The sequence below is a fragment of the Methylophaga muralis genome, assembly GCF_001720165.1.
Classification (GTDB): Bacteria; Pseudomonadota; Gammaproteobacteria; order Nitrosococcales; family Methylophagaceae; genus Methylophaga; species Methylophaga muralis.
In genome coordinates this window covers 45,826-57,403 of record NZ_MCRI01000004.1, presented here as the reverse complement: position 1 = coordinate 57,403, position 11,578 = coordinate 45,826, and the positions used below count along the sequence as shown (strand labels likewise).

Below are 11,578 nucleotides of genomic sequence, written 5' to 3'. Positions count from 1 at the left end.
ATTAATGCAGTTGACCTGTTCGCTCACGATGCAGCAACAAATCGTTAGTGGGTGGCATTTGCACATGAAAGCCCTGACTTTGCAGATTATGAATAACTTTATTTACATCTTCGCGGGCCAGTTTTCGATCCGGGCTAAGATCCAGTTCCATCACAAATAACGGCTCATTGCCCATTGAGCTATAAAGACTTGGCGGTACTTCTGAAAAATCATCTTTTTTGCTTAGATAAAGATACAGTTCTTCTTTTTTTCGGCTCTTGTAAATATAAGTTTTCATAATCACTCTTTTTTACGAAATCGGGGGATGGTAGATGATCTGCACCACAGTGCCAGCCGGATCATAACAATAAAAGCTGCGGGCCCCATCACGATGGGTGCGGGGCGGTTGGCGCATGGGTACTGCATGATGATCCAGAAATGCATACCATTCATCAACCTGTTCAGGGGTCGGAATAATAAAACCAATATGATCCAAAGGTTGGACTGGGGATTTGTTAATGTTTTCTCCGCGGTGCAAGGCAAGGTTGTCATTGCCAGAAGTAAGATACACATTTTCTGTATCGGGTCGCCATTCGACTTCCATACCTAACAAATCAACATAAAATTGTTCGCAGGCTTCAAGATTTTCGACGGTTAATGCTACATGACGCAAACCGCCGGTTCGTGTTGGTCGCTGCATGGTTATGCTCCGTTATTAGGAAAAGTAGTATTTAGACTTGTTCAATCACTTCATAGTCGTGGGTTATTTCAGCTGTTTTTGCCAGCATGATTGAAGCTGAGCAGTATTTTTCGGTTGAAAGTTTAACCGCGCGATCTACAAAGTTAGCTTTAAGATTACGGCCAGTGACGGTGTAGTGCACATGAATTTTAGTAAAGACCTTTGGCGCTTCTTCACTGCGCTCTGCGGAAACTTCAACTACACAATCTGTTACATCCTGACGCGACTTTTTTAAAATATCGATGACATCAAAGGAAGTACAACCACCCAGACCTAGTAAAATGAGCTCCATAGGCCGCATGCCGGTGCCGTGACCACCAGCTTCTTCTGGGCCGTCCATTACCACGGTATGTCCGGTTCCGGACTCACCGACAAATAAAACATCTTCGACCCACTTTACTCTTGCTTTCATTTAACTCATCCTGCATAAATTACGCGTAACAACGTTTAATTTTGCCATAATCATCGGAATTGGGCAGAATTAATCCTTATAAAAATAAAGCTGGGCCTTCAAGACATGGATTATTTAAAACATAAAGAGAGAGAAGAGCAGTTGGCAGAGTTTTTCAAACATTGCCATAGCAAAGTCTACCCTGCCAAAACAATGTTGGCTCGACCGGGTGATATTCCCGACAAACTTTATTATATTCGTGAAGGTTCTGTCAGCATCTGTGTTGAAAATGAAGAGGGTGAAGAGTTAATCGTTGCCTATCTCAATCAGGGCGACTTTATCGGTGAAGTTGGTTACTTTCACGACATCAGTGATCGCATCTCACTGGTCAAAGCCAGAACCGATTGTCGTACTGAAGAAATCAGTTATCAAACATTAAAAGCGCTTTCCAAAACAGAATTAAAAAGTTGTTACCCATACTTGCTGGAAACCTTAGGCGAACAGATGTCTAAACGTCTGCTGACCACCACCCGTAAAGCAACCAATATGGCGTTTATGGATGTGTCAGGCAGAGTAGAAGAGGCATTAAAAGATCTGGCAGGACAACCCGATGCAATGCGTCACGAACAAGGCCGCCAAATTAAGATCACTCGTCAGGAAGTCAGTCGCATTGTGGGCTGTTCGCGAGAAATGGTTGGCCGGGTATTAAAAGAATTACAAGAACGCGGCGTTTTATGGGCGCATGGCAAAACGATGATCCTGTTTGACGAAGATCATCGTGGCGTTAATGCCTCAATTAAAAAGGTTGGCTAACGCTTCACCTGGGTCATCAGCACGCATAAAGGCTTCGCCAACCAAAAACCCGTTTACGCCATGTTCACGCATCAAAGCGACATCCTCTTTGCCAAGGATGCCGCTTTCAGTGATGACAATGGTTTCATCAGGAATGAAGTTGAGTAACTTAATCGTTGTTTCTAACGACGTTTCAAACGTATGCAAATCCCGGTTATTGATCCCCATCAGTGGAAGATTCAAAACCATTGCACGATGTAATTCTTCTTCATTATGCACTTCGACCAATACATCCATTTCCAGCTGTATGGCCAACTGACTTAATTGTTCAAGTTGATCGTCATCCAACGCGGCAACAATCAGCAATATACAATCGGCACCAATTGCTCGTGCTTCAAATACTTGGTAAGGGTCAATAATAAAATCTTTACGGATCACCGGTAACTGACAGGCAAAACGTGCTTGTTTCAGATAATCTTCATGGCCCTGGAAAAAATCCTGATCAGTCAGTACAGATAAACAGGCCGCGCCACCATTTTGATAAGACAATGCAATTTCGGCTGGTTTGAAGTCTGCCCGCAGTACACCTTTACTGGGCGAAGCTTTTTTAACTTCAGCAATAACGGCACTTTGTCCTGCAGCCAGTTTACGTTCAATAGCTTCAACGAAACCCCGGACGGGATCTGCATTTTCAGCCAGTTGCTGTAATAAATTTATCGGCAAACGTTTACTGCGTTCAGCAATTTCCTGTTGTTTGCGCTGCAGAATTTTTTTCAGAATATCGGGAGTGTCAGTCATAAACGATCTTTAAATTAAAGTTGGCTGCACTTTATAAGTGCATCTAATTTTTGTTGGGCAATACCGGTATCGATAAAGTGTTTAGCCTGACGAACACCTTCGGCAAGGCTATCAGCCAGATCCGCTGTATAAATTGCCGCACCAGCATTGAGAACCACAATATCGCGGGCCGGACCGGGTTCACCGGCAAATACACGCTTAATAATATCCAGACTTTGCTGTGCATTTGTGACAGTCAGCTGACTGATATCAACACGTTGCATCACAAAATCTTCGGGTTTAATGGTGTAGGTAGAAATCTCACCATCTTTCAGCTCAGCCACAAAGGTGTCAGCGCCAATACTGATTTCATCCATACCATCTTCTGCATGCACCACCATCACATGTTTACTGCCAAGTTTCTGCAGTACCTGAGCGATTGGTTCTACCCATTTTTTATCAAATACACCCATCACCTGATGTTTGGCTTTGGCTGGATTGGTCAAAGGGCCAAGTAAGTTGAATATGGTGCGGACACCCATTTCACGACGTGGACCGACGGTATGTTTCATCGCCCCGTGATGGCGTTGGGCAAACATAAAACCAACACCTGTGGTTTCAACACAGTGGGCAACTTGCTCAGGTGTTAATTCCAGATTCACACCAGCCGTTTCCAGCACATCGGCGCTGCCAGAAGTGCTGCTGATAGAACGATTACCATGTTTTGCCACTTTTGCACCGGCTGCCGCCACTACAAAAGCACTGGCAGTTGATACATTAAAGCTGCTGGCACCATCACCACCGGTGCCGCAGGTATCAATCACATGCTCACCCGTTACATTAACTGACGTAGCTAATTCACGCATAACTGAAGCGGCCGCGGCAATTTCAGTAACGGTTTCGCCTTTCATCTGTAAACCAATCAAAAAGCCGCCAATCTGGGCATCGGTTGCCGCGCCAGTCATAATCAAGCGCATTGCTGCAGACATTTGTTGTTCAGACAGATGTTGGTGCTGGGTAATTAGTTTGATTGCAGCTTGCATGGTGAATTCTGTATCAGCCATGATGTTCATCCAGAAAGTTTTTCAATAATTGATGACCTTGTTCGGTCAAGATGGATTCTGGATGAAACTGCACACCTTCAATCGGCAGCGTTTTATGTCGAACACCCATAATTTCATCAATAGTACCGTCGGCATTTTCTGTCCAGGCGGTTACTTCGAAACAATCAGGTAATGTTTCTTTTTTGATTACCAGTGAGTGGTAGCGGGTGGCTTGCAGTGGATTATTCAGGCCTCTAAAGACTCCGACATTGTTGTGATGTACTGGAGACGTTTTGCCATGCATGATTTGCCGAGCATGTACCACGTTTCCGCCAAAAGCCTGACCGATAGCCTGATGCCCAAGACACACACCTAAAATCGGTTTCTTGCCAGCAAAGTGATGAATAACCTCTAATGAAATACCGGCTTCATTTGGCGTACAAGGGCCAGGAGATATCACAATAAGCTCAGGATTAAGGGTTTCTATGTCATTAATCGTCAGTTTATCGTTACGCTGCACTTCAACCTCAGCACCCAGCTCAGCAAAATACTGCACCAGGTTGTAGGTGAATGAGTCATAGTTATCAATCATTAACAGCATATTTTGTCCTGATAGTTATTCAGTCGGTTTTGGCGGTTCAAGACCAGCCTCGGCCATGGCAACCGCTTTGAATATTGCACGGGCTTTATTCATGGTTTCTTCCCATTCCATTTCTGGAACAGAGTCGTAAACAATGCCTGCACCGGCCTGGATATGCAGTTGTTTATCCTTAATCACAGCGGTACGAATCGCAATAGCGGTATCCATATTCCCAGACCATGATAAATAACCAATGGCGCCAGCATAGACACCTCGTTTCACCGGTTCTAACTCATCGATAATTTCCATCGCCCTTACTTTTGGGGCACCACTAACGGTGCCTGCCGGGAAGGTCGCGCGAAGGGCATCCATAGCCGTCATGCCGGGCAACACCTGTCCGGTAACATTGGAAACGATATGCATCACATGCGAATAACGTTCAATCACCATTTTATCGGTCAGATTCACTGTGCCTGTCTGACTGACCCGACCTACATCATTGCGGCCCAGATCTATTAGCATTAAATGTTCGGCCAACTCTTTTGGATCGTTGAGCAGTTCCTGCTCCAAAGCTTTATCCTGTTCAGTGGTCACACCACGCCGCCGTGTGCCGGCAATTGGGCGAACAGTCACTTCGTTATCTTCCATGCGAACCAGAATTTCCGGAGAGGATCCGACGATATGGAAGTCTTCCAGGTTCAGGTAATACATATAAGGTGAAGGATTTAAGGTGCGTAAAGCACGATATAAATCGATTTCTGCAGCATGAAATGGCACTGACAAACGTTGTGACAATACCACCTGCATGATGTCGCCATCATTGATGTATTGTTTTGCCTTATTGACTGCTTCGATAAAACCATCATGAGTAAAACCGGAGACAAAATCCTGCTCTGATACCGAGTTTTGTGGACGCTTGTCGCTGAATTTAGGAGCTGATTCACGTAAATCTTTAATCAATTTATCCAAACGTTGCTGTGCTTGATCGTAGGCATCGGGCAATGTTGGATCAGCGTGCACGATCAAGAACAATCGTCCGCTAAGATTATCAAACACCACGAGTTCATCCGAAATCATCAGCAATACATCGGGGCAGCCCAAAGGATCATTTTCTGGTGCTTCACCCAAACGGGTTTCAACATAACGTACGGTGTCATAACCGAAATAGCCGACCATTCCGCCATTGAATTTCGGTAGATGCTCCAATACGGGAACATTAAATTTTGCTTGGAACTCCGCGATCCAGGTCAGCGGATCGTCGTGCTGAATTTCATTTATCAATACATCGCGTTGATAAATTTTGATCTGATCGCCGAAGACTTTGATAATCGATTCACAAGGCAGGCCAATAATCGAATAACGTCCCCATTTTTCACCGCCATGAACGGATTCAAATAGATAGGAATAGGGCGCATCTGCCAATTTAAGATAGGTACTTAATGGCGTATCCAAATCAGCGAGCACTTCGCGATAAAGTGGGATGCGGTTATAGCCTTCACTGGCCAGTTGGTCGAATTGTGCCTGTTTCATATCCGGCTTCTAAAAAAGAGTGTTTAACCCAGTAAAACTTTCAATAACCGCATCTGGATTAACCGAGCGGATATTATTCCCGTGATTGTTACCATAATTCATAAAAACAATTTAACTGACGGCGCGCTAAGTTTTAACAGCACCACCTTTGTCACTTAACATCAAAAAAACATGCCGAAAACGGCACACTGACAAGCAGTGTACCGTCTAAAATCAATGGTTTGAAAGCCGGCTGTTCTTGCATTGTTTGCTTAGATTTTAGCTTGAGCCAATTCAGCACGCAGTGCAGCGATAACAGTTTCGTATTTGTTTGGATCACTGTCTTGAGCTGCGCCAAATACTGCAGAACCTGCAACAAAAGTACGAGCACCGGCTTCAGCAATTTCGCGAATGTTTTGTACGTTCACGCCACCATCGATTTCAAGGTCGATATCGTAGCCGCTTTCATCAATCATTTTGCGTGCCTGACGTAATTTTTCCAGCGTGTGAGGGATAAATTTCTGGCCACCAAAACCAGGGTTGACCGACATCAGCAGAATACGGTCCACTTTATCTAAAACATGTTCTGCCAACGTCAGTGGCGTAGCAGGATTAAATACCAAACCGGCTTTACAGCCCTCAGCTTTAATCAATTGCAGGCTGCGATCAATGTGTTCGGAAGCTTCTGGATGAAAAGTGATGAAACTGGCACCAGCTTTGGCAAAATCTGGAATGATGCGATCAACTGGTTTAACCATTAAATGCACATCAATTTCCGCTGTTACACCATGCTTGCGCAAAGCTTCACAGACTAAAGGTCCGATTGTCAGGTTAGGCACATAATGATTATCCATTACGTCGAAATGAACGATATCAGCGCCTGAGGCCAGTACATTTACCACTTCTTCACCAAGTCGGGCAAAGTCAGCGGAGAGGATGGATGGGGCAATTTTGAATTCGGCCATGTCGGATTCTCTTTAAGTTAGTTAAAAATTTGTTGTAAAAACCCGTTACTCTACCGTAAAAGATGGGTTTTTTCAGCTTTTGAAATTCACCGGCCCTCATTATACTGACGCGAATTGCTTAACCGACACTAATAGGAAAATTGGTGAAAATCCCAAGACTAACCATTCCAGCATTTTTTACACTGATTTATCTCAGTGTGGTTTTGTTTGCTGGCACGACGGAGAGCGTTGCTGCAGATAAAGCACAAATTCTGCGCCAGGATTCGGTGACCAAAGGCTATGCACCGTTGGCGGTTGGTGATCAAAGTATTGCGGCTGCTTATTTACCACAAACTTTAGGTACGCCGCGTGGCGCAGTATTGCTGTTGCACGACATAAATGAGCATATTGATAGTGCGGCTATCGGCTTATTGAGACGGCAATTGCCCAGCCATGGTTGGAATACATTGGCGATCAAAATTATTCGTTTTAGTGAAATTAACGAACAGGCTGTACCTGATTTAGAAACCGCATCAGATCCCGCTGTCGATGCTGAAGTGCCGGCTGAAGCAGATGAAACAGCAGAATCTCCGGAAACCGAAGTAGAGGAGGCTTCTGCTGAAACTCCCGATACAGAAACAACCGATGCCAATGAAGAAACGGTTGCCCCACAGGAAACATTTGCTGAGATCACTACCGCCCAGCGTATCGATGCAGCTTTATTAAAGTTGCAGCAAGAAGGCCATGAAAATATTGTATTGATTGGACAGGGGGCTGGTGGACAATTGGCCTTAAAGACAGTCAATGAAACCGCTGTACCAGTGGCCGCTTTGATTATGATTAATACCGCTGAGTTAGCTGAAGGCATGAGCATAACCGATGTCACCGTTCCAACGTTGGAGATACTGGGCAGCCGGCAGCAGGATAATGTTAAACAAGCCATCATGACACGGCAGACACAAATGAAAACCGAGCAGAGAGACAACTACCACTTACGGCAGATTACTGGAGCAGATCATTATTTCAGTAGTGTGCCGCAACAATTAACTAATCAGGTTCATGGTTGGCTATTTAAGCAATTGCTGGATGAAGAGGCTGAACGTTAATGCAGTTGTATTATGGTGGGCATGTTGTCTATCAGGCGGCATCCGATGAGGGTGTTATTGAGGTCGTAGATATCGAGAATACGCGATCCTTACATTTCGGGACTTACCCTCGGCAGAGCAGCATGTCTTTGCAATCTCCGCATTCGCTGGAATTAAGTTACACCCGCGCCATGATGGCTGGATTATTGTTTCAACCACAACCCAAAAATATTTGTGTGATCGGTTTGGGCGGCGGATCGCTGGTTAAATTTTTATTACATCATTTCAAAAACTGTCAGATTGATGTGATCGAATACCGACAGGATGTTATTGATGTCGCGCAGCGCTATTTTAATGTGCCTCACAATGATGCCCGTTTAAGAATTCATCATGGTGATGGTTACCGATTTGTCAGTGACCAATTTTTCACCAATGGTGCTTTTTATGACATGTTGTTGGTGGATGCCTATGATCATTTAGGTATGTCTGCCAGTGTTGAAGGACAGGCTTTTTTTGATGCTTGTTTCGGCGTGCTCAATGAGCAGGGCTTGATGAGTATTAATTTGTGGGGAACTGACCGACCGGGATTCAGTCAATCTATGCAGCGAATTAATCGTAGTTTTGCCGATCAGACTTTAGTGTTGCCGGTTGCTGATAAAGGCAATGTGATTGGTCTGGCATTAAAGCAAAAATTCAATGTAAGTCAGTTAAAAAAACACCGTGATTTAGCAGAAAACCTCGATCAGCAGTTTGATGTAGGATTACCACAAATCTTGCGCGATCTGATAAAGCAAAATATTTCCTTTTTAAATCGATTATTTCTTTAAAAATATTTATTTACGGGTGATAATTAAGGCGTTTTATGATAAAAGTCGTTTCACAATTCTTAGCGGATTAATTGCCATATGTTCAGGCTGCTTTTCATAGCCCTTTTATTTCACCTCCCAACCAGTGCGATGGCAACATCGGGCGAGATTGAGTTGGTCATCGTCCGCTCCGAAAACAAATTACTGGTTAGAAAAGACGATAAAACTCTGCGAAGTTTTAAAGTGGCTTTAGGCAGTGGTGGCAGACAGCCAAAAGTGCAGGAAGGTGATCGCAGAACGCCTAAAGGACATTATCGGATCAGGGATATCCGCAGCAGTGAACGTTTTTATCTGTTTATGCATCTGGATTACCCCAACATGGATGATGCAAAACAAGCTTTGAAAGAAGGACGCATTACCCGCAAAGAGTATCGCCAAATTCTAGCCGCATTCATTTATAACGAAACCCCGCCGCAAAATACACCTTTAGGGGGACAGATCGGTATTCATGGAATTGGTGATGAGACGCCTGACAAACTCGATATTCATGAGGTGTCCAATTGGACTCAAGGCTGTATCGCCATGCGTAATTCTGAAGTTCGAGAACTTGCCATGTGGGTCGAAAAAGGCACACCAGTCATTATCGTTGATTCTCTGGATTCATTTAAAGCGGCCGTTAATCCCTAGTCTTTGTTAGAATAAGCCTTTGATTTTTCGCTATTGTTGATCTGAGGTTCTATGCAAGCCGCTCCTGATATTTTTTCCTACCGCAAGTTTTGGGCTCACCGCTTTGGTGTTGCACCACAATTGCCTATGTCACGCAGCGAAATGGAAGCTCTGGGTTGGGACAGTTGTGATGTCATCATCATTACCGGCGATGCTTATGTTGATCATCCTAGTTTTGGTATGGCATTAATCGGCCGATTGCTTGAATCACAGGGTTTTCGTGTCGGTATCATCTCGCAGCCCGATTGGAACAGCACTAAAGATTTTCAACGATTAGGTAAACCGAATCTGTTTTTTGGCGTCACTGGCGGCAATATGGATTCGATGGTCAATCGATACACTTCAGACAAAAAAATCCGTCGTAATGATGCTTACACCGCTGATGGAGAGGGTGGTAAACGCCCTGATCACAGCGTCGTTGTATATAGTCAACGTTGCCGCGAAGCTTATAAAGGTGTGCCAATTGTTATTGGTGGCATCGAAGCCAGTCTGCGTCGAATTGCACATTACGATTACTGGTCAGAAAAAGTACGTCGCAGTGTGATAATGGATTCCAAGGCTGATTTGCTGGTTTATGGAAACGGCGAACGACAGGTAGTAGAAATAGCCCATCGACTTGCACAGGGTGAAGCCGTTAGTGAACTGACAGATGTTCGTGGCACCGTCTATACCAAACGCCATGGTCGCCGTGAAAACTGGTGGGAGAAAGATTCCACCAGTATTGATAAACCCGGCCAGCTAAATCCACCGATTGATCCGTATCAGATGCAGACCGAAGAGAGCTGCGAGCAATCCAAGGCTGAAACTGCTGAACAAACCGCTGTTCCGGCTGAACCTGCTACCAATGTCATTAAAATTCATCGTGTCTCACCACGCAATGCCGATAAAACGGTTATTCGTCTTCCGCCTTACGAAACGGTTAAAGATGATCCGATTATCTATGCACATACCTCGCGGATTCTGCATTTGGAGACTAATCCCGGCAATGCGCTGGCTTTAGTTCAACAGCATGGCGATCAGGATGTCTGGCTAAATCCACCACCGATTCCTTTGACTACCAAAGAGATGGATGCGGTTTTTGATCTACCATACAGCCGTTTGCCACACAAAGAATATGGCAAAGCCAATATTCCGGCTTATGAAATGATTCGTTTTTCAGTGAATATCATGCGTGGCTGTTTTGGTGGCTGTACCTTCTGTTCGATTACCGAGCATGAAGGTCGCATTATTCAGAGCCGCAGCGAAGATTCGATTATTCGAGAGATTGAAGCGATTCGCGATACCACCCCGGGTTTTACCGGCATTATCTCGGATCTGGGCGGGCCTACCGCCAATATGTACCGACTGGCCTGTAACAGCGAAGAAATTGAAGCCAGTTGTCGTCGTTTATCCTGTGTTTTCCCTGGTGTTTGTAAAAACCTTAATACCGACCATACGCCGTTAATTAATTTATACCGTCGTGCCCGCAGTTTGCCGGGTATCAAGAAGATCCTGATTGCCTCCGGACTGCGTTATGACCTCGCCGTTCTATCGCCGGAATACGTTAAAGAACTGGTGACCCATCATGTCGGCGGCTATCTGAAAATTGCTCCGGAACATACCGAAGAAGGTCCATTGTCGCAGATGATGAAACCCGGCATCGGCACCTATGACAAGTTCAAGGCCATGTTTGATAAATTCTCTAAACAGGCCGGTAAAGAACAATATTTGATTCCTTATTTTATTGCGGCTCATCCGGGTACTACTGATGAAGACATGCTGAATTTGGCGCTATGGCTGAAGAATAATGGCTTTCGTGCTGATCAGGTTCAGGCATATTTGCCCTCACCGATGTCTGCAGCCGCAGCAATGTATCACTCAGGCAAGGACACCTTGCATAAAGTCCGACGTCAGGGCGGAGATATTACGGTACCAAAAGGTTTAAAAGTACGTCGTTTACATAAAGCATTTTTGCGTTATCACGACCCAGAGAACTGGCCATTGTTACGTGACGCATTGAAGAGCATGGGAAGATCTGATTTGATCGGTAATGGGAAAAAGCATTTGATACCCAGCTTTCAACCCAAAGGCACAGGCGAAATGGGTGAGGGTAAACGAATTACCCATAAGGCAAAAACGCCGTCAACGCAGCCGGCTTTTCGCACCCAGCATGTACGATCCAAAAAGGTTAAAAGTGGAACGCAACGTTCCCGTAAACGCTAATCATT

The 11,578-nt window shown here is 44.8% G+C and carries 13 protein-coding genes; 5 read left to right on the top strand and 8 right to left on the bottom strand.

Features of this window, described 5'->3' with window-relative positions:
• Nucleotide 1: 1 nt before the first annotated feature.
• Genes A9E74_RS03465 through A9E74_RS03455 form a run of 3 tightly spaced genes read right to left on the bottom strand, consistent with a single transcriptional unit; the run spans nucleotide 2 to nucleotide 1,130 of the window.
• Complete coding sequence (locus A9E74_RS03465) at nucleotides 2–277, bottom strand: YcgL domain-containing protein (RefSeq protein ID WP_069295260.1); 276 nt, start codon at nucleotides 275–277, stop codon at nucleotides 2–4.
• Nucleotides 278–289: 12 nt separating this feature from the next.
• Nucleotides 290–679 (bottom strand): VOC family protein, encoded by a 390-nt coding sequence (locus A9E74_RS03460; protein WP_069295259.1) that lies wholly within the window; start codon nucleotides 677–679, stop codon nucleotides 290–292.
• Nucleotides 680–710: 31 nt separating this feature from the next.
• Nucleotides 711–1,130: an OsmC family protein gene (locus A9E74_RS03455; RefSeq protein WP_069295258.1), complete on the bottom strand. Its 420-nt coding sequence runs from the start codon at nucleotides 1,128–1,130 to the stop codon at nucleotides 711–713.
• A 105-nt stretch (nucleotides 1,131–1,235) separates the two neighbouring features.
• Here A9E74_RS03455 and crp point away from each other — a divergent pair, with 105 nt between their 5' ends.
• Nucleotides 1,236–1,922 (top strand): cAMP-activated global transcriptional regulator CRP, encoded by a 687-nt coding sequence (gene crp, locus A9E74_RS03450; protein ID WP_069295257.1) that lies wholly within the window; start codon nucleotides 1,236–1,238, stop codon nucleotides 1,920–1,922.
• Here crp and trpC read toward each other — a convergent pair.
• From trpC to rpe, 5 genes are all read right to left on the bottom strand, one after another.
• The gene (trpC, locus tag A9E74_RS03445; RefSeq protein ID WP_069295256.1) at nucleotides 1,902–2,699 is read right to left on the bottom strand and encodes an indole-3-glycerol phosphate synthase TrpC; all 798 of its coding nucleotides are present in this window, start codon (nucleotides 2,697–2,699) and stop codon (nucleotides 1,902–1,904) included. The genes crp and trpC overlap by 21 nt on opposite strands.
• Nucleotides 2,700–2,713: 14 nt before the next feature.
• Nucleotides 2,714–3,742: an anthranilate phosphoribosyltransferase gene (gene trpD, locus A9E74_RS03440; RefSeq protein WP_069295255.1), complete on the bottom strand. Its 1,029-nt coding sequence runs from the start codon at nucleotides 3,740–3,742 to the stop codon at nucleotides 2,714–2,716.
• A complete protein-coding gene (locus A9E74_RS03435) occupies nucleotides 3,735–4,322 on the bottom strand; it encodes an aminodeoxychorismate/anthranilate synthase component II (protein WP_069295254.1) in 588 nt (195 codons plus the stop codon). Before A9E74_RS03435 ends, trpD begins: the two co-directional genes overlap by 8 nt.
• A gap of 15 nt (nucleotides 4,323–4,337) precedes the next feature.
• Nucleotides 4,338–5,831 carry an anthranilate synthase component I gene (gene trpE / locus A9E74_RS03430; RefSeq protein ID WP_069295253.1) on the bottom strand — a complete coding sequence of 498 codons (1,494 nt, stop codon included), beginning with the start codon at nucleotides 5,829–5,831 and terminating at the stop codon, nucleotides 4,338–4,340.
• Between the two features lie 251 nt (nucleotides 5,832–6,082).
• On the bottom strand, nucleotides 6,083–6,775 hold the full coding sequence (gene rpe / locus A9E74_RS03425) for a ribulose-phosphate 3-epimerase (protein ID WP_069295252.1): 693 nt from the start codon (nucleotides 6,773–6,775) through the stop codon (nucleotides 6,083–6,085).
• Nucleotides 6,776–6,918: 143 nt separating this feature from the next.
• Here rpe and A9E74_RS03420 point away from each other — a divergent pair, with 143 nt between their 5' ends.
• From A9E74_RS03420 to A9E74_RS03405, 4 genes are all read left to right on the top strand, one after another.
• Entirely contained in the window at nucleotides 6,919–7,860 is a 942-nt protein-coding gene (locus tag A9E74_RS03420; RefSeq protein WP_069295251.1) for a DUF3530 family protein, read from the top strand.
• A complete protein-coding gene (locus A9E74_RS03415; RefSeq protein WP_069295250.1) occupies nucleotides 7,860–8,666 on the top strand; it encodes a spermine/spermidine synthase domain-containing protein in 807 nt (268 codons plus the stop codon). The genes A9E74_RS03420 and A9E74_RS03415 overlap by 1 nt, the downstream gene beginning before the upstream one ends.
• Before the next feature lie 129 nt (nucleotides 8,667–8,795).
• A complete protein-coding gene (locus A9E74_RS03410; protein WP_084002893.1) occupies nucleotides 8,796–9,332 on the top strand; it encodes a L,D-transpeptidase family protein in 537 nt (178 codons plus the stop codon).
• A gap of 51 nt (nucleotides 9,333–9,383) precedes the next feature.
• Nucleotides 9,384–11,573: a YgiQ family radical SAM protein gene (locus tag A9E74_RS03405; RefSeq protein WP_069295248.1), complete on the top strand. Its 2,190-nt coding sequence runs from the start codon at nucleotides 9,384–9,386 to the stop codon at nucleotides 11,571–11,573.
• The last annotated feature ends 5 nt before the right edge of the window (nucleotides 11,574–11,578 follow it).